Annotated in this window: 22 protein-coding genes, 1 pseudogene and 1 CRISPR repeat array (1 of these 24 only partly in view); of the genes and pseudogenes, 13 read left to right on the forward strand and 10 right to left on the reverse strand. The window is 51.0% G+C overall.

Features of this window, described 5'->3' with window-relative positions:
• Positions 1-812: a CRISPR direct-repeat array (repeat unit 29 nt; unit sequence GTGTTCCCCGCGCCAGCGGGGATAAACCG) (it extends 1,232 nt beyond the left edge of the window).
• Positions 813-910: 98 nt separating this feature from the next.
• The 5 genes from DMB82_RS01775 (at position 911) to DMB82_RS01795 (ending at position 3,785) form a co-directional block, all read left to right on the forward strand.
• A complete protein-coding gene (locus tag DMB82_RS01775; RefSeq protein WP_102117149.1) occupies positions 911-1,222 on the forward strand; it encodes a type II toxin-antitoxin system HigB family toxin in 312 nt (103 codons plus the stop codon).
• Complete coding sequence (locus tag DMB82_RS01780; protein WP_039539501.1) at positions 1,219-1,635, forward strand: helix-turn-helix domain-containing protein; 417 nt, start codon at positions 1,219-1,221, stop codon at positions 1,633-1,635. The genes DMB82_RS01775 and DMB82_RS01780 overlap by 4 nt, the downstream gene beginning before the upstream one ends.
• A gap of 226 nt (positions 1,636-1,861) precedes the next feature.
• The gene (locus DMB82_RS01785) at positions 1,862-2,320 is read left to right on the forward strand and encodes a hypothetical protein (RefSeq protein WP_102117151.1); all 459 of its coding nucleotides are present in this window, start codon (positions 1,862-1,864) and stop codon (positions 2,318-2,320) included.
• A 260-nt stretch (positions 2,321-2,580) separates the two neighbouring features.
• The gene (locus tag DMB82_RS01790; RefSeq protein ID WP_102117152.1) at positions 2,581-3,027 is read left to right on the forward strand and encodes a YhbP family protein; all 447 of its coding nucleotides are present in this window, start codon (positions 2,581-2,583) and stop codon (positions 3,025-3,027) included.
• Between the two features lie 104 nt (positions 3,028-3,131).
• On the forward strand, positions 3,132-3,785 hold the full coding sequence (locus DMB82_RS01795; RefSeq protein ID WP_102117153.1) for a Rossmann-fold NAD(P)-binding domain-containing protein: 654 nt from the start codon (positions 3,132-3,134) through the stop codon (positions 3,783-3,785).
• Positions 3,786-3,796: 11 nt separating this feature from the next.
• On the opposite strand, the gene nrdG is transcribed toward DMB82_RS01795, so the two are convergent.
• From nrdG to DMB82_RS20665, 6 genes are all read right to left on the reverse strand, one after another.
• Positions 3,797-4,261, reverse strand: a complete 465-nt coding sequence (gene nrdG, locus DMB82_RS01800) for an anaerobic ribonucleoside-triphosphate reductase-activating protein (protein WP_102117154.1) — start codon at positions 4,259-4,261, stop codon at positions 3,797-3,799.
• Between the two features lie 81 nt (positions 4,262-4,342).
• Positions 4,343-6,481 (reverse strand): anaerobic ribonucleoside-triphosphate reductase, encoded by a 2,139-nt coding sequence (gene nrdD, locus DMB82_RS01805; protein ID WP_102117155.1) that lies wholly within the window; start codon positions 6,479-6,481, stop codon positions 4,343-4,345.
• Positions 6,482-6,881: 400 nt separating this feature from the next.
• Positions 6,882-7,268, reverse strand: coding sequence for a 2-iminobutanoate/2-iminopropanoate deaminase (ridA, locus tag DMB82_RS01810; protein ID WP_039354809.1), 387 nt, complete (start codon positions 7,266-7,268; stop codon positions 6,882-6,884).
• A gap of 98 nt (positions 7,269-7,366) precedes the next feature.
• Entirely contained in the window at positions 7,367-7,831 is a 465-nt protein-coding gene (pyrI, locus tag DMB82_RS01815) for an aspartate carbamoyltransferase regulatory subunit (RefSeq protein ID WP_116164328.1), read from the reverse strand.
• Positions 7,832-7,846: 15 nt separating this feature from the next.
• Entirely contained in the window at positions 7,847-8,782 is a 936-nt protein-coding gene (gene pyrB, locus DMB82_RS01820; RefSeq protein ID WP_102117156.1) for an aspartate carbamoyltransferase, read from the reverse strand.
• 74 nt (positions 8,783-8,856) lie between these two features.
• A complete protein-coding gene (locus DMB82_RS20665; protein ID WP_262253834.1) occupies positions 8,857-8,979 on the reverse strand; it encodes a hypothetical protein in 123 nt (40 codons plus the stop codon).
• 252 nt (positions 8,980-9,231) lie between these two features.
• On the opposite strand from DMB82_RS20665, the gene DMB82_RS01825 reads away from it, so the two are divergent.
• Genes DMB82_RS01825 through DMB82_RS01835 form a run of 3 tightly spaced genes read left to right on the forward strand, consistent with a single transcriptional unit; the run spans position 9,232 to position 10,554 of the window.
• Positions 9,232-9,696, forward strand: coding sequence for a NanQ anomerase/TabA/YiaL family protein (locus tag DMB82_RS01825; protein WP_039279253.1), 465 nt, complete (start codon positions 9,232-9,234; stop codon positions 9,694-9,696).
• Positions 9,697-9,740: 44 nt separating this feature from the next.
• The gene (locus DMB82_RS01830; protein WP_116164330.1) at positions 9,741-10,133 is read left to right on the forward strand and encodes a polymorphic toxin type 44 domain-containing protein; all 393 of its coding nucleotides are present in this window, start codon (positions 9,741-9,743) and stop codon (positions 10,131-10,133) included.
• Positions 10,111-10,554 carry a hypothetical protein gene (locus tag DMB82_RS01835; RefSeq protein WP_102117158.1) on the forward strand — a complete coding sequence of 148 codons (444 nt, stop codon included), beginning with the start codon at positions 10,111-10,113 and terminating at the stop codon, positions 10,552-10,554. Before DMB82_RS01830 ends, DMB82_RS01835 begins: the two co-directional genes overlap by 23 nt.
• Before the next feature lie 136 nt (positions 10,555-10,690).
• On the opposite strand, the gene argF is transcribed toward DMB82_RS01835, so the two are convergent.
• Positions 10,691-11,698: an ornithine carbamoyltransferase gene (gene argF / locus DMB82_RS01840; RefSeq protein ID WP_116164332.1), complete on the reverse strand. Its 1,008-nt coding sequence runs from the start codon at positions 11,696-11,698 to the stop codon at positions 10,691-10,693.
• A 305-nt stretch (positions 11,699-12,003) separates the two neighbouring features.
• On the opposite strand from argF, the gene rraB reads away from it, so the two are divergent.
• Positions 12,004-12,429 (forward strand): ribonuclease E inhibitor RraB, encoded by a 426-nt coding sequence (gene rraB / locus DMB82_RS01845; RefSeq protein WP_010298271.1) that lies wholly within the window; start codon positions 12,004-12,006, stop codon positions 12,427-12,429.
• Positions 12,430-12,524: 95 nt separating this feature from the next.
• Here the strand turns inward: rraB and DMB82_RS01850 are convergent, their stop codons facing one another.
• A complete protein-coding gene (locus tag DMB82_RS01850) occupies positions 12,525-13,028 on the reverse strand; it encodes a GNAT family N-acetyltransferase (RefSeq protein WP_116164334.1) in 504 nt (167 codons plus the stop codon).
• A gap of 201 nt (positions 13,029-13,229) precedes the next feature.
• Here DMB82_RS01850 and DMB82_RS01855 point away from each other — a divergent pair.
• From DMB82_RS01855 to DMB82_RS01870, 4 genes and pseudogenes are all read left to right on the forward strand, one after another.
• Positions 13,230-14,090: pseudogene (locus tag DMB82_RS01855) on the forward strand (DUF898 family protein); the annotation flags it as partial.
• 9 nt (positions 14,091-14,099) lie between these two features.
• Positions 14,100-15,137, forward strand: a complete 1,038-nt coding sequence (locus tag DMB82_RS01860) for a M48 family metallopeptidase (RefSeq protein ID WP_116164336.1) — start codon at positions 14,100-14,102, stop codon at positions 15,135-15,137.
• A 355-nt stretch (positions 15,138-15,492) separates the two neighbouring features.
• On the forward strand, positions 15,493-16,572 hold the full coding sequence (locus DMB82_RS01865; RefSeq protein WP_116164384.1) for an alpha/beta fold hydrolase: 1,080 nt from the start codon (positions 15,493-15,495) through the stop codon (positions 16,570-16,572).
• Between the two features lie 210 nt (positions 16,573-16,782).
• The gene (locus DMB82_RS01870) at positions 16,783-18,402 is read left to right on the forward strand and encodes a methyl-accepting chemotaxis protein (protein WP_116164338.1); all 1,620 of its coding nucleotides are present in this window, start codon (positions 16,783-16,785) and stop codon (positions 18,400-18,402) included.
• 66 nt (positions 18,403-18,468) lie between these two features.
• On the opposite strand, the gene DMB82_RS01875 is transcribed toward DMB82_RS01870, so the two are convergent.
• Together DMB82_RS01875 and DMB82_RS01880 are read right to left on the reverse strand one after the other, a co-directional pair.
• The gene (locus DMB82_RS01875) at positions 18,469-20,139 is read right to left on the reverse strand and encodes a methyl-accepting chemotaxis protein (RefSeq protein WP_116164340.1); all 1,671 of its coding nucleotides are present in this window, start codon (positions 20,137-20,139) and stop codon (positions 18,469-18,471) included.
• A gap of 734 nt (positions 20,140-20,873) precedes the next feature.
• A complete protein-coding gene (locus tag DMB82_RS01880; RefSeq protein ID WP_116164342.1) occupies positions 20,874-21,419 on the reverse strand; it encodes an RNA 2'-phosphotransferase in 546 nt (181 codons plus the stop codon).
• Positions 21,420-21,464 lie beyond the last annotated feature (45 nt).

Here is a 21,464-nt window from a genome sequence, read left to right on the forward strand (position 1 = left end):
GCCAGCGGGGATAAACCGTAAAATAATGGAATCATCCGAATTTAAAGAATGTGTTCCCCGCGCCAGCGGGGATAAACCGCAGCGGCCAGCCGTTAACCCAACGCGCCCCGCGTGTTCCCCGCGCCAGCGGGGATAAACCGCACGTCCCGTACAATTTCGCGCCGATGCTGGCGTGTTCCCCGCGCCAGCGGGGATAAACCGCTGCCGACCGATGTCCGTTCTCACATCGAGCGGTGTTCCCCGCGCCAGCGGGGATAAACCGAATACTACTAGCTCTAAAATCAGCAGCATCATGTGTTCCCCGCGCCAGCGGGGATAAACCGCAGTTGGCCTTCATCATCAGGATCGCCGGCATGTGTTCCCCGCGCCAGCGGGGATAAACCGCTGAACAAACATGGCAACCTGACTCGTAACAAGGTGTTCCCCGCGCCAGCGGGGATAAACCGTCTGCATCAAATCGCAGGCTATCTGCTGAAATGTGTTCCCCGCGCCAGCGGGGATAAACCGCAGACAGAACGGGTTATGACCGGTGACGTTCGGTGTTCCCCGCGCCAGCGGGGATAAACCGGGGTATGATGGCTTTCTCACGGCTCTCTCTGTGTGTTCCCCGCGCCAGCGGGGATAAACCGCCTGTCGATTAATGGCAAGTCATTCACCACTGGTGTTCCCCGCGCCAGCGGGGATAAACCGGCTCTGGCAGCTTCTCAGGAATTTTCCAGCGAGTGTTCCCCGCGCCAGCGGGGATAAACCGAATGGCCTTTCGCTCTGCCTTTCCATTCTCAGGTGTTCCCCGCGCCAGCGGGGATAAACCGAGTAGTAGAGATGTAAATTACACATGTTTCCATATTGTCAACTCGTTCCGTTTACGGCATAGTGTTTCCAATTTGGAAACAACAGGGAAGGCGTCAGAATGCATGTTATTTCGCGGGCACCTTTCGACACTGCAACCACTCAGTTTCCGAATCAGGCGGCAGTACTTGATGACCTATATCGGGTTATCAAACGCGAAATGTATGCAACGCCGGACGATATGAAAAAACGCTTCCCCAGTCTGGATAGGATGAAATACCGGGAAAAATGGTGGGTTATTGATATTGGTGGCGGGCATCTTCGAGTGATGTTTTTTGCTGATTTTGAGCGAGGGAAAATCTTCATCAAGCACATCACATCCCATGCAGAGTACGACAGGCTGACAGAGTATTACCGGAGGAATAAAGAATGATGTACGCAGACGCCATCAAGGCAGCTAACAACCTGACGAGTATCGTACCATTCCTTGGAGGCAGCACCTCTCGTAAGGATTATGAGGATGCGCTGAAACTAACCGAATACCTGATCGAGAGTGAACCTGACAGTCCGCTAATCGATATGCTGACTGCCAAAATTGACAAATACGAAGATGATGCACCGGAGTTTGCAGCCTTCAACGAACGTGTTAAAGCACTCCCAGCCGGTATCGCTTTACTGCGCGTCCTTATGGATCAGCATCAGCTAACGCAGAGTGATTTTGAAGCTGAGATTGGTAAAAAGTCTCTGGTATCCCGCATTCTAAATGGTGAGCGCACTCTAACGCTTGATCACATGAGAGCGCTTGCTAAACGATTCGATATTCCTGTGAGTGCTTTTGTTGATTGACACGACTCACTGATACGTGTTCCCCGCGCCAGCGGGGATAAACTGGGCTTATACCCCTTGTTGCATGTTGGTCTAAATATTCTCCGCACGGAACCAAATCTCGCTTCTGGCTGGCGCGATGGGGGATTGCGTGTCAGTATTAGAGTACGCCATTTTTTTGCCCACCGTCACGGTGATGTGCTATGCCCATAATTTTGTCTTCCATACGTTACCGTAAGGAGGTGATATGAAAGTTGAAGCCGCAGAGTCGTCCGTTTTTGCCAGCCAGCAGGTGATGGCGAAGCGTTCTACCGAGCATGCAGAGAAAGCGGCGCTGTCCGAACAACTTCAGTCTTATCAGGCGGGCAGCGGTGCCGTTCCTGCTGGTCAGACGACGCGGTATGATTTCACCCGCATTAGCCCTGCCGATTTGTATGAAACAGTAGAAGGCCTTGTCAGCAGTGGGCGGTTGGGGCGTGAAGAAGGGTCCGCGCTGTTGGGTTTTGTCTCATCGCCGAGAGCCGAAGGGGGAAGTATTCCGCCTTCCAACGTGTTCCAGCCGATTAATGTTTTCGACACCATTCAGCAAGGTGTCGCGGGCGCATCATCCCGTAGTGAAGTGCAAAATACCGAAAGCCTGCAGCGTGCCGCCGAGGCGTTAAACCGCTTTCAGGGGCAGGTCTCCAGTATTAGCGTTTACGTCTAGCGCATGTCGGCACGCATAATTTGATGAAGTCCCTTTTTCTATCCCCGCGCTTGCGGGGATAGCCGTTTTATAGCACCTCATCGTTTTAGGCTTCGTTCAGCGCATCGAGCCCCAGCGGCTGGCGAGGCGTTCCAGCGCGCTGGATGAAGTTGGCGATCGCTGGGGGTTGCCAAAAGTATGCCATGTTGCCGCACTCCGCGGCAGAGCAGTTAGTGGTCGGGCAGGATACGTTCGTTCAGAAAGTGGATTGAGGCAGCGTAATGCAGAAAGAACCGAGAGAAAAAAGCAGCGATCTTGAGGCAATCTCCCGCTATTTGAAGAAGTTGCACGTACTGACGTTATGCGTGGGTGAAAATTCGGAATTATGGTGTGCGAGTTGCTTCTATACTTATGACGATCAACAAATAGCCTTCTATCTCATGACAGAGTTGCAGACGCGCCACGGTGAAATAATGGCAAGGTTGCCGCAGGTGGCCGGCACGGTCAGCGGCCAGCCGAAGAGTGTGATGCTGATTAAAGGCGTGCAGTTTCGGGCACAGGCGGTGCAGTTGGAGGGGGATGACGCGCAGCAGGCCAGAGCGCGATACAACGCGCGTTTCCCTATTGCCCGAGCATCGCAAGCGCCGATCTGGCGGCTCGATCTGACAGAAATCAAAATGACGGACAATACGCTGGGCTTTGGTAAGAAACGCCACTGGCAGCGCTAACGTTTGTCATAACTAACATTTTCCATACATAACAATTTTCCATACATAACAACAGCAACGTAAAAGATGGGATAGTGAAAGACGCTGAGTAAGAGGGAAAACCGATGAGCCGAGTACTGTTGTTAGGTGCAACGGGGTTAGTGGGGCACGAGTTATTACAACTGTTGAAAGCCAATAATCGGGTTGAGACGATCTATGCGCCGACCCGTAAGCCGCTGGCACCGTCGGAGAACGTGGTCAATCCACATGATCCCGATCTGTCTGCCGTGCTGGCGCAATTGACCGATCCTGTCGATATCGCCTTTTGCTGTCTGGGATCGACGCTCAAGACGGCAGGCAGTAAGCAGGCGTTCCGCTATGTGGATTACACGCTGGTGGTGGAAGGCGCAAAAGTGGCGTTGGCGCTGGGTGCGACACACCTGTTGGTCGTCAGTTCGCTGAGCGCGAGTGCGACGTCGCCTTTCTTCTATTCGCGCGTGAAGGGAGAAGCGGAAAAATCGCTGCGTCAGCAAGGCTGGCAGCATCTGACATTGGCGCAGCCGTCGATGCTGCTAGGAGAAAGAGAGGACAGCCGTCCGCTAGAAAGTCTGGCCGCCCCGCTGTTCCGCCTGTTCCCAGCAAAGTGGCGAGCCATTGAGGGGAAAACGGTCGCGCAGGCGTTGCTGAATCAGGCGTTCTCACCCGAGCCCAAAGCGCGGGTTACCGTGCTGGAGTCCGATCAATTACGCTCACTGGGTAAACAGCAGGCGCTTCAGTAGCTTCCTGTCGATCAACGCAGGCGGTGGACAACCTGATTGCTGCTGCCGCGCCAGATCAGTGCGGGATCTTTCAGGTCTTGCACAAATTTTCCATCGACTAACACGTTGATGAGATCGACCACCCGCTGCTGCTCCGGCGTGAGTTCCGCCAGCACGTAGCCCGTCCAGACCCAGATATCTTTGCCGGGGCATTCCGCGCGTATCCGTTCGACCAGCCGCAGGATGTCAGGCACGTTCTGTGGGTGAAGCGGATCGCCACCAGACAGCGAAATGCCCTGCCGTGGGATCGTCGTATCCTGGAGATCGGCGATGATCCGATCTTCCTGTTCCTGCGTAAACGGTTGACCGGAGTTGAGTCGCCAGGTGCTTTTGTTGTAGCACCCCACACACTCATGCACGCAGCCAGCGACAAACAGCGTGCAGCGGGTGCCGGGGCCGTTGACGACATCAACGGGATAATACTGGTGGTAATTCATACGGTAGAGCCCATGTTATGACGCGGGCGCGTGTTGACGGTGCCGCGGAAGGTGGGCCGCATTGCGGCGGCCCGGAAGGGATCACCCCAGTTGACCGTTGCCTAAGTGCTTGATTCGACGCTTCACTTCTTCCTGCTTACCGGCGTTGAACGGGCGTGCATCCGGGCTGCCGAGGTAGCCGCACACGCGGCGCGTGACGGAAACGCGGGCCGAATCGTGGTTGCCGCATTTCGGGCAGGTGAAGCCTTTGCTGGTGCACTCGAATTCACCGGTAAAGCCACACTCATAGCATTCGTCGATCGGCGTGTTGGTGCCGTAGTAAGGCACGCGGCTGTAGCTGTAATCCCACACGTCTTCCAGCGCTTTGAGGTTGTGTTGCAGGTTCGGGTATTCGCCGTAGCAAATGAACCCACCGTTAGCCAGCGGCGGATAGGGCAGCTCGAAGTCGATTTTCTGGTAAGGGTTCACCTTCTTCTCCACATCAAGATGGAAGCTGTTGGTGTAATACCCTTTGTCCGTCACGCCCTGCACGACGCCAAACTCGGCGGTATCCAGACGGCAGAAGCGGTCGCACAGGTTTTCACTCGGCGTGCTGTACAGGCTGAAGCCATAGCCCGTTTCGTCTTTCCACTGTTCGGTGGCGGCTTTCAGGCGAGTGATAACGGCCACGGCTTTGGCACGCAGCGCTTCGTTATCAAACACGTGCGTTTGGCTACCGAAGAGGGCGTTAATCGTTTCATGCAGGCCGATGTAACCCAGTGAAATCGAGGCGCGCCCATTCTTGAAGATGTCCGCAATGCAGTCGTCCGCTTTTAAACGCACGCCGCACGCGCCTTCCATATACAGGATGGGTGCGACGCGGGCTTTCACGTTTTCCAGCCGCGCAATGCGCGTCATCAGTGCTTTCTTCGCCAGCGTCAGACGCTGATCGAGCAGCGTCCAGAAGCGGGTTTCGCTGCCTTCTGCCTCCAGCGCGATGCGCGGCAGGTTCAGGCTGATCACACCTAAGTTATTGCGGCCGTCGTGAATCTGCTGGCCGTTCTCTTCATAAACGCCGAGGAAGCTGCGGCAGCCCATTGGCGTTTTAAACGAACCGGTGACGTTCACGACCTGATCGTAATTCAGAATATCCGGGTACATGCGCTTGCTGGCGCACTCCAGCGCGAGCTGTTTGATATCGTAATTTGGATCGCCCGCTTTGTGGTTCAGACCGTCGCGAATCGCAAAGACCAGTTTCGGGAATACCGCCGTTTTGTGGTTTTTACCCAGCCCGGCAATGCGGTTGCGTAGGATCGATTCCTGAATCAGACGCGATTCCCAACTGACGCCGAGCCCGAAACCAAAGGTCACGAACGGCGTCTGGCCATTAGCGGTGTGCAGCGTGTTGACTTCGTATTCCAGTGACTGGAAGGCGTCGTAGCACTCTTTTTCCGTGCGGGTTAAGGCATAGTTTTCCGCATCGGGAATCTGCCACTCTTCTGCCACCGCTTTGTGTTTCGCATGGCTGGCGGTGACGAACGGCGCCAGAATTTCATCAATACGGTTAATCGTGGTACCGCCATAAATGTGGCTGGCGACCTGCGCGATAATCTGCGCGGTGACGGCGGTCGCGGTTGAGATTGACTTCGGTGGCTCAATCTCCGCATTACCCATTTTGAAGCCGTTGGTCAGCATGCCATCCAGGTCGATCAGCATGCAGTTAAACATCGGGAAAAAAGGCGAGTAGTCGAGGTCGTGATAGTGAATCTCACCGCGCTCGTGCGCCAATACCACATCACGCGGCAGGATGTACTGTTTGGCGTAATGCTTGGCGACAATGCCGGCCAGCAGGTCGCGCTGGGTGGGAATCACTTTACTGTCTTTGTTGGCGTTTTCGTTCAGCAGCGCCATGTTGCTCTGCTCAACCAGACCGCGAATTTCCTGATTCAGACGACCGTGGCGTTCACGCGCAATATCGCGGTCATGGCGATATTCGATGTAGGTACGCGCCAGTTTTTTGTAATTGCCGGACATCAACAGGTTTTCGACCGCGTCCTGAATATCGCGGATATCTACGCGCGATTTATCCTGCATTTGTTGAGCGACCGCACAGGCCACCGTTGCGCAGTAGTCTGCATCGTTGATACCCGCCGCATGTGCCGCGCGTTCGACTGCCTCTTTGATACGCACTTCATCAAAAGGCACCTGGCAACCGTCCCGTTTAATCACGACTGGTTTCACGTTTTCTTCCTCTGGAAAGGTTATCCACAGGCGAAAACCGTAACTGGCAAGGGTTACAGGGGGCTGTGGATGACATTGTGGATAAACACTATATGTAGTTCATGTTTACAGGATAGGCACTATATATTGAAATTGCGTCGGGGTGTTTGCGCTTTTATCGCTGTAAAATTGATGTAGAGCAAAGAAACCCTCATGTCGCGGGGAATTTGAGCCTGAACAAAAAATAGTCAAAAAAGGCGATGAGACTGGGAAGGCTTGCTACACGCGGCCTGGCGGAAATTCGTTGTTTTTTTGACCGTGATGTGCGCTGGGAATGTCAATAATGTTGTTGTGGTGAAAGAAAGAACTGAAAAAAAGCGCATCGGTTACCGTGCGCTTTGTAGGGATATTGCGGTGATATTTAGCGACGAACGGCGATCGCTTCGATTTCAATCTTCACGTCTTTTGGCAGGCGTGCAACTTCAACGCAAGAGCGAGCCGGGAACGGCGCGCTATGTTCGTTGAAGAAGGCTTCATACGCGGTGTTCACGAGAGCGAAATCGTGCAGGTCTTTCACGAACACGGTCATTTTCACGATATCGGAAACTTTCAGGCCAGCGGCTTCCACAATCGCCTGAACGTTTTCCAGTGACTGACGCGTCTGAGCGGTGATGTTATCTGCCACCAGGCCGCTTTTCGGGTTCACGGGGATCTGGCCGGACGTGAAGATCATGCTGCCAAGGTCGACGCCCTGAACATAAGGGCCGATGGCGGCTGGGGCGTGCTCAGTGCTGATAATGCGTGACATGGTATCTCCTTGATGGGGGCGTAAAAGAAACGCGGACGCCGCCATTATTCAAAAAAGCCCCGCCACAGGCAATGTTCATCGCGGGGCAATGCAGAAAACTAGCGATCTTGCAGCACTGCCTGACGCTCAAACTCTTTCTCGCAGTACTTACACTTCAGGTGAACGTCGCCGTCGCGCTGCTTCACGCTGAATGACGACGACACCGGCTCGCTGCGGCTGATGCAGTTGCTGTTCGGGCAAGTGAGCACGCCAATAATGTGGTCTGGCAGCGTCGGCACCAGCTTGCGTACCACGTCATACTCATCAATCTGATTGACGGTAGCCTGCGGTGCGTAGATTGCCAACTGGTTCGCCTGCTGTTCAGTCAGGAAGATGTTCTCGATCTTGATCAGATCTTTGCGCCCAAGGTGGTTGGACGGCAAGTTCAGGCCGATAGTGATGCGCTGGTCTGTCGCGGTCAGTTTAAACAGCGTCAGCAGCTTAAAACCCACCTGTGCGGGAATGTGGTCGATCACCGTGCCACGTTTGATCGCTTCAACCTGTAATTTATTATCGTGTGTCATGATGGTTTCTTCCTCTTACAGAACCAGTTCGCGATTCAGGACCAGCGCCAGCAGCGCCTGACGGGCGTAGATTCCGTTGCCTGCCTGTTGGAAATAATAGGCGTAAGGCGTGGCATCCACATCAATGGTGATCTCATCAACGCGCGGCAGCGGGTGCAGCACTTTCAAATTCGGGCGGGCGCTGTGCAGGTCGGCGGCGCGCAGGACAAACTGGGATTTGATGTTGATGTATTCAGACGGATCCAGACGCTCTTTCTGCACGCGCGTCATGTACAGAATATCCAGCTCGCCGACGACATCGTCGATGCTGTTGTGCAGACTGTAAGCAATATTCTTCTCTTTCAGCATGCTCAGAATGTAGTCCGGCATCGCCAGCGCGTCCGGGGCGATGAAGTAGAAGCGATTGCCTTCAAACTTCGCCAGCGCCTGCGTGAGTGAATGTACGGTGCGGCCATATTTCAAATCACCGACCATCGCGATATTGATGTTATTCAGCCGGCCCTGCGTTTCCTGAATGGTGAACAAATCGAGCAGCGTCTGCGTCGGGTGCTGGTTCGCGCCGTCGCCAGCGTTCAGAATCGGAATACCGCCGGAGAACTCGGTCGCCAGGCGGGAAGCGCCTTCCTGTGGGTGACGCATCACGATGGCATCCACGTATTGGCTGATGACGGAAATGGTGTCGGCCAGCGTTTCGCCTTTTTTCCCCAACGACGTGTTGTTGCTGTCAGCGAAACCGACGACGGAGGCGCCGAGGCGATGCATCGCGGTTTCAAAGGATAAACGCGTCCGGGTTGAGGCCTCGAAGAAGCAACTGGCAATCACTTTATGTTTCAACAACTCAGGCTGAGGCTTGGCTTTCAGGCTGGCGGCGACACGCAACGCCAGTTCCAAATCTTCCCGACTGAGGTCGTTAATCGAAATAATATGTTTTTGATAGAGCGGATTGACCATGTTGCCTTTCTCCTAACGAGTAAACAGGAAATGTCGTATCTGGCTGCCCAGATTGTGGGCCAAAAAAAAGCCCCTCATTGAGGGGCTTTCTTCATTGAATCATTGAGCAACGGAAAGGAAAACGCTAGCTGGCTGCCGGATGGCAGTTGTGGTTGAGAACCAACATAAGCAGCGGATTTTTTGGTGTAACGGCGCATGACCCCTCCCAGCAAACTGTCGGGAATTATACGCGCCGACTAGGCTATTTCAAGCAGAAAACGTGGTTTTTTACGTATCGCAATCGGTTGCGGGTCGCGTGCTGTGTGCATAACGTTCGTCAGTGAAAGAAGGCCGATGGGGAAGAGTGACGCGCAGTTCACTTTTTCGTATTAACACGCTGGCGGGCGTCACATTTGGAGAGTATAAGGTTTGTAAAACAGGGTTTCATTTTTATATCAACGAGGTTTTTTATGATTACTGGCAACGTCCACCACCTTGAACTGGTTCCTTATCTGCCTGCCAAACTGCGCGAAGCGATTGAATACGTGAAGCAAAACATTACGGCAGACACGCCGCTGGGCAAACATGATATCGAGGGCAACAGCGTGTTCGTCCTGATCTCCAACGATAGCACCGACCTGCTGGAAAAACGCCGCGCCGAGTATCATGCCAAATATCTGGACATTCAGATCGTGCTGTCTGGTGTGGAAGGGATGACGTTCAGTAACCTGCCAGCAGGCAAGCCGGATACCGATTGGCTGGCGGATAAAGACATCGCTTTCCTGCCTGCGGGCGAACAGGAAAAACAGTTTGTGATGCAGGAAGGGGATTTTGTCGTCTTCTTCCCAGGGGAAGTGCACAAACCGCTGTGTGCCGTTGGTGAACCTGCGCACGTGCGCAAAGCCGTAGTGAAAATCGACGCGTCGCTGGTGTAGGATTGCTGTGAACAAGGACGTTCAATCATAAAATGGAGAAAATAATGGCAATAATTCCTCAGATGCCCGCTGGTGGTTTTCCTCTTCTGCTTAAAAATCTCTATGAGGCTCGCAGAAATGGTATGCCACGGAGTATGGCTGTTCCGCAGACCTACTATTGGTTTTATCAGCAGGTTCGTAATGGTGGCCCGTGGGATTACAAGCAGCGTGATCGTTCGCTGGCTAACTTCGGTAATTTTAATTACGGTGCGGCGGGTACGGCTGCGGGAATTATGCCAAATATATTGTTGATGGGAGCTGGCTGGGCCCAGAGTCGGGCAGGCACTTCTCGACCTGACTGGGGATATTGGTATCATCGGCTACCCTATGGTGATGATCCACGCGATCAGTTCTGGATTCAACAAGGAATAGACTATGCACGCCAGCACGGCTATTAAGTGGGGGCATCGTTTATTGACAGCGGTACTGCTCGTTGCTGTCGTCGGTTTCTGTATGATTCAGTTCTTATCATCTGGCCGCTATAATGATCGGCTTTACAGCCAAAAACCGCTTACTGATAAAATCTGGCTCTATGTGACCCAGTACCAGAATGCTGGCGCGACGGATTCTGACGTTTATCGCTACTATCTTTACCGTCATATTGATGGCGATCCAATGAACGTACTTGGCGATTCTGCGCCATTTCTGACGGCAGACCGTAGCGACGTGTCAGTTTCCGGAGTGGGGAGCCGTATTACGGTCAAAATGACAGGCAAAATTTATTCATTTAGCAATTCATCATTTTTTTATGACGGTAAAATGCCAGTCATGCCTACGATTGATATTGATGCAAAAGGGATCAATGCTTGGAGAGAGTAGCGGCTTGTTTCAATATGCAGAATTAAGGCAAGAATCGTGTTTTCTGTGGTTCAGCAACAAAAACTATTACTGTTTTGAGCGATGAAACAGTCTGCCTCTGATCTGTTTTTAAAACATCTCAGAGGCAGGTTAAACCTTAATCCTGTACCAGCGTAGCGACCATCACCGCTTTGATGGTGTGCATGCGGTTTTCCGCCTGATCGAACACGATGCTGTGCGCGGATTCAAAGACCTCATCCGTGACTTCCATTCCACCGTGCAGACCATATTGCTCCGCCATTTGTTGGCCCATCGTCGTCTGATCGTCGTGGAACGCAGGCAGGCAGTGCAGGAACTTCACCTGCGGATTGCCCGTCTCGGCGATCATTGCCATGTTCACCTGATACGGTTTCAGCAGCGCGATACGCTCTTTCCAGGTCTCTTTCGGTTCCCCCATAGAAACCCAGACATCGGTATAAATGAAATCTGCGCCCGCGACGCCCGCAGCGATATCTTCCGTCAGCGTGATGCTGCCACCAGTTTGTTCTGCCGCCGCCTGACACTCAGCCACCAGACCAGCATCCGGCCAGCAGGCTTTTGGTGCCACAAGACGTAAATCCAGCCCAGTTAATGCCGCTGCTTCCAGCATGGTATTACCCATATTGTTGCGTGCATCACCGACATAGACGAGCGTCATCTCTGACAGCGATTTACTCGGCAAATGTTCCTGCATCGTCAGCAGATCTGCCAGCAGTTGCGTAGGGTGGAATTCGTTCGTCAGCCCGTTCCAGACCGGCACGCCCGCGTATTGCGCCAGCGTTTCGACAATTTGCTGGCCGTAGCCGCGATATTGAATACCGTCGTACATTCTTCCCAGTACGCGTGCAGTATCCTTGATGGATTCTTTATGGCCGATTTGGCTGCCGCTTGGGCCGAGGTAGGTCACTTGCGCGCCCTGATCGTATGCAGCAACTTCGAAAGAGCAGCGAGTACGAGTCGAATCTTTTTCGAAGATGAGTGCGATGTTTTTACCTTGTAGGCGGCGGGCTTCTGTCCCGTTTTTTTTGTCGGCTTTCAGTTTCGTTGACAGGGCTAAAAGATTGGCAATTTCTGCGGGTGTAAAATCCATTAACCTTAAAAAGTGACGCTTATAGAACGGTTGCATGATGTACCTCTCCATGTGGCTCAACACTATCCCCGTCATACTTCAAGCTGCATGTGCGTTGGCTTCTCTTACTCACCCCAGTCACTTACTTGAGTAAGCTCCTGAGGATTCGTGCGATTGCCGCCTTCCTGCAACTCGAATTATCTAGGGTATATCTATCGGATTAAAAGCTATTCATTGAATTAAAATTCACTTTATATGTGTAATTATTCAAATTCAAGTGGTGATATCAAACTTTGTGGTGGAGCAAGCCGCAGGGCTGTGGGACAATAAGTAATATTACGTCGTTTAATGAGGACTGAGGCATGGCAAACCGCGAATTACTGGAAGAGCAACGGGAAGAGACACGCCTGATCATTGAAGAACTGCTGGATGATGGCAGCGATCCTGACGCGCTCTATACCATTGAACACCATTTCTCTGCTGAGAAGTTTGAAGTGTTGGAAAAAGTCGCTGTAGAAGCCTTCAAGTTGGGTTATGAAGTGACGGATGCGGAAGAACTCGAAGTGGAAGATGGCGTCTTGCTGATGTGCTGCGATGCCATCAGTGAAGTTGCGCTGAAGGCGGAGCTGATCGACGCACAGGTAGAACAGCTGCTGGCGTTGGCAGAACGCCACGGCGTGAATTACGACGGATGGGGCACCTACTTCGAAGATCCTGATGGTGAAGGCGAAGAAGACGGGGATGATGAAGATTTCTATGACGAAGATGATGACGGCAAACGCCATTAATCCTTCGTCGAGCCGTTTGCTGAAAACGCCGCAGGAAGACACTGCGGCGTTTTTTATTCGGTATGACAACGCGTGATTACTGCATCTTAAGCCGATTACAGTACTTTCAACATCGTCACTTCACAGTCGGTGTGGCCCGTGTTACCCATTGAGTGGGGAATCAGCTCGAAGCCCAGTGACTCATACAGCCGAATTGCGCTGGTCAGGTGCCCGGTTGTTTCCAGATAGCAGCGGCGAAAGCCGTGCTGACGCGCAAAATCAAGCGCCTGTATCGCCAACTGACGTGCCAGCCCTTTGCCCCGTACGACGGGTAAGAAATACATTTTCTGTAATTCACACACATCTTCTTCGCCTGCGACCAGCGGGGCAATGCCGCCACCGCCAACCACGCGGCCTTCATATTCAACCACCCAGTAGGCGCTTTTCGGCTGGTTATACAGGGCAAACAGCGCGTCCAGATTAGGGTCGGAAACGGTATAGCCTTTATCGGCTGTCAAACCAAATTCAGCAGAAACCTGGCGGATGACCTGAGCGATAGCGGCATCGTCCTGCGCAGTGATTGGGCGTACCTGAAGATTGGCGGAGGTCGCGGTTGTCATAATACGTACTCTTGTTCTTACGGTTTACGAGGGGGACTGATCTTAGCCGATTGTAATACCATTTCAGACCACATGGATGCAACGTCTATACCCGTCATACTTCATGTTGGCTATGCGTTAACTTCTTTGCGGGCTTCCTTATTCCTTGTAATTAATAAGTATATGAACTTGTTTGGTTGCCGTTAACTTTTATTGTTGTCATTTATTCCAATTATTGTAATCCGCAACTGGCGTTATGACGCCATTATGTCCAGCTACCGTGGCATCCGTTTTAACTATCATTGCCAGACTGGCCGCGCGTATTGGGTATTACTGCTTTGCCCTATTCTGCTGCTGCTGGCGTTTTACGCCGTGTTGGCCGTAGCGCTGTTGATTGGCTCGCAGAGCGATAGCCCGATTCTGATTGGATTCATCGTGCTGGTAATTGCTATTCCAGGGTTTGCCGCAGTAAACGGCATCATGAAAATGATGCAACTTGATTTTTATGTGAATAACCTGTTCTTCGGCAAAACAGCGTTTAAAGCGGAATTGACGAAGGCAGCATTTATTAAATTCACCCTCATTAGCCTGCTGATTTTTGTTCCTTTCTTGATCGCGTCGCTGTCATTTATGAGCTCATTCTTTTTCACGCTGTTCCAAACGATGATGATGGGTGGTGGAAATGAAGAACTCGTGATGATGATGCTGCTGAGCAACATCTTCAATATGGTCATGATGGTTGTCGTGGCGCTGTTGGGTGTGCTGGTTTCCAGCAGCTATCTAGTGGTCGCACAGCGTAATTATCTGTTTAATCAGACGTCGCTGAATGGCGGTGTGAAATTGCACTCTTCCATGCAGACGCTGTCTTACATGGGGCTGCTGATAACCAATAGCCTGATCACTATTTTCTCTTTTGGCTGGGCTGCACCGGTGGCAGAGATTCGTCACGCGCGCTATATTGCGAATGCGACAGCGGTTGAAGGCGATCTGGCACTGCTGCATGTTCAGGCTCATCAGGACACAGCAAACAGCGCACTGGCCGAAGAAGCCGTGCAGGCGCTCGATTTGGGTGTCGGTCTCTAAGGCAGGAATATGAATATTGAGGGGCATTATCAATACCCCGGATTGGCGGCCCGCGTGGCCGCTTCTCTTCATTTAACGGACAACGGTTCGATAATGGTGTTGAACACTGGGTCATCGAATACGACATTTGCATTAGAGCAGGTCACGGTTTCCGATGCGCTGGGCTCGATTCCTCTAACGCTCACCTTTCCTGACGGTGGTCGCTTTGTTCCTGCCGACGATCCCACTTTTCGTGCGTGGTATTCCGCACGACGTCGCCCGGGACTTGTCCATCGCCTGGAACGCCATAAGCGTGGCGTCATTCTCACGCTATTTGCCACGATCTTGCTCGTCATAAACTACGTTTACGTCGTTCTGCCGTGGGCAAGTTCTGCGCTGGCGCTACGGATGCCTAGCGCTATCGAACAACAGCTGGGACAACATACGCTGAAGTTATTACGCCACAGTGATTTTAAGCCTTCGAAACTGCCTGTTGAACGTCAGCAGGCGATGCAAGCGCTGTTTCAACAGGTTATGCCTGCTGATATGCGGGAAGACAAAACGCCACTGCGCCTAGAAATGATGTCTGCGCCTATCGGGCCGAATGCCTTTATGCTGGCGAATGGCGCCCTAATTATCAGTGACGATCTGGTGAAGCTGGCGAAAAATGACAACGAGCTGGCCGCCGTGATGTTGCATGAAATGGGGCACCACGCCTATCGCCATCCAATGCGCATGGTGGTGCGTTCATCGCTGGTATCCCTGACTTTCATGTGGATGACGGGGGATGTCAGCGGCGTGGGGGATACCTTGTTGCAGTCTGCCGCTTTTATCAACGAGATGCAGTTTTCCCGCGATATGGAACGGGAAGCCGATGCATGGGCAATAGCAGAAATGCAGCTACAGGGCCGTTCGCTTCAGTCGATGCAGGCAATGTATCGGACCTTGATCGCTCACGACCACACTCAGGATGAGATTGATTCGCTGGATTTACCTGACTGGCTGAGTACGCACCCCGATATGGATGAGCGGCTGAAAGTCATTGAAAGCGAGATGAATAAGCACTAATCCTCAGGTCTCACCTCTCACCTCTCACCTCGATCTAACCCTACCTTATGCCGATCGTGTGTGGTTTCACAGTACACGATCCCTTTCCTGTTAGATGCTTGAACAAAAAAAACACGATTTGCTGTTTTTATAAACGAGAATGTCGAACGAAAAGCATGAACTACGTAGCCAGTCGATTAACAAAAATGCGTTAAATATCATCCTATTAAAAACTATCTGTAGAATCTCTCGCGATAAATAAAAAAATCAGAGAATAATATCTTTTTATTATTAGCTTGCTTATGTTTATTGGGATTTTTCCTAATAGGCATTAAAATCGCTGCTTCACGACTTCATGATTACCGACGAGTTATTTATGATTAACCGAATTTTATCAGGGGTGGTGGGTGTATTTCTGTTAATGCTGTCACCATTAACGCATGCACAGGCCAATTTCCCAGAGCCCCAAGAAGGCGACTGGATTGCGCCAGAATTTACCTTCAACAGCGGCGAAAAATTAAAAGATCTGCGTATTCATTACTACACGATCGGTGATAAGACCAAGCCCGCCATCTTATTGTTACATGGAACGAACCAGCCGATTAAGTCACTGCTAGCCAATGGCTTTGGCGGGGAGCTGTTCGGACCAGGTCAGGCGCTGGATAGCAGCAAATACTTTATTATCATGCCGGAGAGCATCGGTTCTGGAAAATCGTCCAAACCGTCAGACGGCTTACGGATGAAATTCCCACAGTACGATTATAACGATATGGTGCAGGCACAATATCGCTTAGTTAAAGAAGGGCTGGGCATTAACCACCTGCGCCTGGTGATGGGATATTCCATGGGCGGCATGCAAACCTGGCTCTGGGGTGAGAAATTCCCAGACATGATGGATGCGCTGGTGCCAATGGCATCGCTGCCGAATGAGCTGTCTGGTCGTAACTGGATGATGCGCCGCATTTTGATTGAAGCCATCAAGAACGATCCAGTGTGGAACAACGGCGACTACACGCAGCAGCCGCCAACGCTGAAAACGGCCAATATTATGTTCAGTATTGCCACCACTGGCGGTACGCTCGCGTATCAGAGCAAAGCGCCGACGCGCGCGCAGGCGGACAAACTGGTAGAAGAGCGCCTTGCGGCACCATCTACCAGCGATGCGAATGACTTTATTTATATCTGGGGTTCGTCTGCAAATTATAATGCGGCACCGGAACTGAATAAAATTAAGGCCCCTGTTCTGGTGATTAACTCTGCGGATGATGAGCGTAATCCTATTGAAACAGGCATCCTAGAGAATGAGCTTAAAAAAATTAAGCAGGCGACATTGTTCCTTATTCCCGCCAGTAAAGATACCAGCGGACATGGCACCATGATGTCGGCGAAATTTTATAAAGATGAGTTGCAACGCTTCTTAGAAAAGAATCATTCTCAGAAAAATAATAAAAAATAAAAATTAATGGTCGGCAGAAATCTTTTTCTGTCGGCCATCTTTTTCTTTATACGTTTCTTTGTTTTATTACGGTTTTATAACAAGTTTATTTCAGTTCGTGGAAATTCACACGTCTGGAAGATGAACAACGACTATTACGTAAATAACGGAACGGCTCTGCTCTGGAGCTGGTGCTCATCCTTTCTTATTCTCAGACTACAGGGATAATTTATGTTTCGTAAGATAAAGATCCGTACTGCACTTAGCATGATGGTGTTTTCGTTAGCGGCATTACTGCTTTTCGTCGGCGTGTTAGGGTTGGTTGCCGTTCAGTCAGGGAATAAATCATTTGCTCGCGTTGATATGGACGTGCTGCCAGGGCTGGTTGCACTGAATGACAGCTCCGAACTGCTGTTGCGTGGTCGGTTGGATTTGCGTCTGTACGAATCATTAATGGGGAAAGGGGATGTCGAGGCGGCTAAAGTCGCGCTAGGGCGTGCCAGGGGCAAGGTCGACGGTGCCAGTGAAAAGTGGCAGGAATACCTGAAATACCCGCAGTCCGAAGCGGAGAAGGTCATTTCGGCGGACATGGCTGAAAAGCGTAACACGCTGATGCAGGAGTTTATCGATCCGGCATTTACGGCGCTTAATGCAGGGAATCTGGATGAATATCGCCAGCGTGCTGGGAAATCGACGGTGCTGTATGCCGCGTTTGATAAATCCTCTAAAGCGCTGGTTGCCTTTAAGTTGAAGAGCATTGATGAAGCCTACGCAGATTCAAATGGGCGTGTGGCGCTGATGGAAACCATCCTGTACGGTGCGATCGCCTGTGCTCTGCTGCTGGCGGTGCTGGCTTGGTCTGTGGTGACCAACATGATCGTGAAACCGCTGAATCAGGCGATTTCCGTCTTTGATCGCATCGCCGAAGGCGACCTGCGGGCACAGATTGATAGCAGCGGAAAAAATGAAATTGCACAGTTGTTTGCTGCGGTTCAACGTATGCGTGACGGGCTGGAAAATATGGTGCGCGTGGTGCGTAACGGTACCGATGCAATCAGCGTAGGGGTTGAAGAAATCGCCTCCGGCAACATCGATCTTTCCAGCCGTACCGAGCAGCAGGCGGCTTCGTTGGATGAGACGGCTTCAAGTATGGAGCAGATCATGTCGACGGTGAAAAACAACGAAGACAACACGCGTAAGGCTAATCAACTGGCGCAGAAGGCCTCTGACTCCGCGTCTCGCGGCGGGAACGTTGTCTCCGAAGTGGTGGATACCATGCGTTCCATCAAGCAGAGCTCTGCCAAGATCTCCGACATTGTTGGCGTAATCGACGGCATCGCTTTCCAGACCAACCTGCTGGCGCTGAACGCGGCGGTGGAATCTGCGCGTGCGGGTCAATACGGTAAAGGCTTTGCGGTGGTGGCTTCCGAAGTGCGGATGCTGGCTGCGCGCAGTGCGACGGCCGCGAAAGAGATCGGCACTATGATCGATGATTCGCTCAGCCGTATTGAAAAGGGCGCGGGGCTGGTTGAAGTCGCGGGCAACACGATGGACGAAGTGCTGATGGATGTGAAAAAAGTGGTCGATATTATGGATGAGATCACGCTGGCTTCCAGCGAGCAGAGTCGCGGTATTTCACAGATCAATATTGCCATCAACCAGATGGATGGTGTGACGCAGCAGAATGCGTCTTTGGTATCCGAAGTCGCGACGTCAGCGAATTCACTTCAGGAGCAGGTTATTAATCTGCAACAGTCCGTTTCCCGTTTCCAGATCGCAAGAGAAAGCATGGAAATGGACAACGTGCTGCCCGGCTTGCGCCGGAACACTGTGCTGGCCGATGCCCGTTAATTGTTAAATGACTGAATCACCTGTTTTGACCCCTGACAAACGTGTTTGTCAGGGGTATTTTCAACATTAGAAGCTGGTCCAGTCCCCTGAATTTTGGTGTGCAGCGCCAGCCGCCGCAGGAAGCATCGCTTTTGGCGATAAGGCTCGGTGTGTTAATTGTGGTGCAGAGATTGACGACTGATTGCCTGCCACTTTAAACACGGAGACCGCTCTAACAAGTAGGTCGGCTTGATCCTGAAGACTCAGTGCCGCTGCTGCTGATTCTTCCACGAGTGCGGCGTTCTGCTGTGTTGTCTGATCCATCTGATTGACCGCGATACCCACCTGATCAACCCCCGTAGATTGTTCCGCGCTGGCTGAGCTGATTTCTGCCACCGTATCAGTTAACTGACGAATAGCGCCCACGACTTGTTGCATGGTTTCCCCGGCTTTATTCGCCAAATCGGATCCCTGTTCTACGCGCTCGACGCTTGTTGTGATCAACGTTTTAATCTCTTTTGCAGCCTCTGCGCTTCGCTGTGCCAGACTACGCACTTCCCCTGCGACAACCGCGAATCCACGCCCTTGTTCGCCCGCTCGTGCTGCCTCTACCGCGGCGTTGAGAGCCAGTATGTTGGTCTGAAAAGCAATACTATCAATGACATTGATGATGTCTGCAATGCTCCGGGAACTTTCGTCAATGGCCTTCATCGTTGCTACGACGTCATCAACCACCTGGCCTCCCTGCTGTGCCACCGTGCTGGCGTTTTTGGCTAGCTGATCGGCCTGACGAGCATTATCGGCGTTATTTTTCACCGTCATGCCCAGTTGAGTCATGGTGGAAGAGGTTTCTTCTAACGCACTTGCCTGTTCTTCGGTTCGGGATGAAAGGTCCGCATTGCCTTGGGCAATTTGTATACTCGCGGTGGCGACACTCTCCGCATTATCTCTGACAGTGATGACCGTTTTGGTCAGCGAGGATTGCATATCACGCATTGCTTCCAGCAACTGGCCTACTTCATCACGGCTATCGACTGCAATCGTTCCACGCAGGTCACCTTCGCCAATGCGCTGAGCAGAAGATAGCGCAATGGATAAAGGCGCGGTCACACTGCGCGTCAGCAACCAGGCAATCAGCATCCCTAAAATGGCTGAAAAGGCTGACAGTAAGAGTGTCCAGAACAGGGCTTCGGAAATAAATAACTTTGTCTCAACTTTGGACTTGTCGACGTTTTCTTGTTGATAATCAAGAAGCTCGCCCAGTTTAGTGAAATAACTTTTTTGAATTTTAGCGACATCATTGAATAAAAATGCCGTTGCCTGTTCATCCGTCCCTTCAATGGCATAGGTTATGGCTTGATCAATAGTAATGCCATATTGTTTTCTTATGCCTGTTAATTCATCAAACAGTTCCCGACCTTTCCCAAATTTTATTATGTTGTCTAAATGACTATATGTCGCGTTTGAGGTTGTCGTTATAGCAGTGATAGTTTGTCTTAAATTCTGTTTTTCCTGACGTTTATCACCGGGGAGTAGGATAATATCCCGTACTGTCTGGATGTTGTTATTTAAATGGTCTCTTATATCGCGTAACAGATTGGTCTTAACTATTCTATCTTCGGTAATTTTATCGACCTCTTTTTCTATGTTTTTTATAAAAACATATTCGAGCGACGACAGTGTCAACGTTAGTGTAATCAGTAACCCGAACCCCAGAAAGAGTCGATTGCCAATTCTCATATTCTTCAAAAAATTCATTATGGTACTAATCCTTTCTTATACTGTTTATATTATTTTTTACATACATAATGATCGCTCTATACGTGGAGTGATTCATCATTTTCTGCACCTGGTTTATTCCCCTGACGTTTACGTCAGAGGAATGAATTGGCAGCTTCCCTTTACCTGCCATGAACGTTTGCGTGAACACGTTACTTTTTCATTCATTTTAGCCCTATGGATACTGTCGGCAGAGCTGAGACATTCTTTATTTATATTTTATGTTATTGATATATATGGTTTTTACTCCGTTACTGGATCGGTCGGGGCGCAATGTGTAATCGCTTTTATCAACCCTATTCTGATTTGAAACATAACCAAGTGTAATGTTTACCTATAGCCTCACGCTATAGTAATCCTATTATCGATCGAATTCACCAATCATTAGGCCGTTCAATTTTTCATATTCGATCGTTAATTTCTATCAAAAATAAGCAATAGATTTTTAGAAATAAAGTAAGGGATTAGATAATTCATCTGTCGTTACGCTAAATAGCGTTGTTTTTATTCACGGCTATTCGGCGGTATTTAGTGGATAACGCTTAATTAGAGAAAATTTGCATAGTAAAATGAATTGAATAATGAAGGAGACATGCTGCTAGTTCTTTATCGGAACACTGTGCTGGCCGATGCCCGTTAATTGTTAAATGACTGAATCACCTGTTTTCGCTACTGTTATGTGGACAGCGAAGACAGGTGACTCATACACGTATTCATTCATCGATAAACGGCATGGGAACCGTCAGGGTTAACCAGACGCCGTTATCCGCCTGATAAAAAATTATCCCTTGTTGATGCATTTCCTGCGCCCTTATTTTTAATACTACGGGCTTGCCATGCCGCTGGCCGACGTTTATCGCCGTGGCTTCATCGGCAGACAAGTGCACATACTGACGTGAACCAGAAAGCAAACCCTGCTGATTTATCGAGTCGACAAATCGGGTTGCTGTGCCGTGGTAAAGAAATTCGGGCGGCACTTTGGGCTCATAACGCATATCGACCTGCGATGATGAGTGCCCCTGCGCTGCACGGATCGATAACCCATCCGGCGAAATAGAAAACCGCTTTTTGTCACTGTTATCAACGACAGACTGAATCACTTCTCTGGTAAGAAGCCGTCCATCTTTAGCCGCAGCCGTAATCAGTCCCGCTATGTTTGCCCAGCCGTCGCTGTTCAGCGTTAACCCAATAGCTTCGGGCTTGTGCCGTAAAACGTAGCTAAGAAACTTGCTGACCTCAGCATGATTCGTGTTGCTCATTGTGTTACTCCCTTCATGCATTTTGTGAGGTGAATCAGTGTGAAG

It is taken from the genome of Pectobacterium aquaticum, assembly GCF_003382565.3.
GTDB lineage: Bacteria > Pseudomonadota > Gammaproteobacteria > Enterobacterales > Enterobacteriaceae > Pectobacterium > Pectobacterium aquaticum.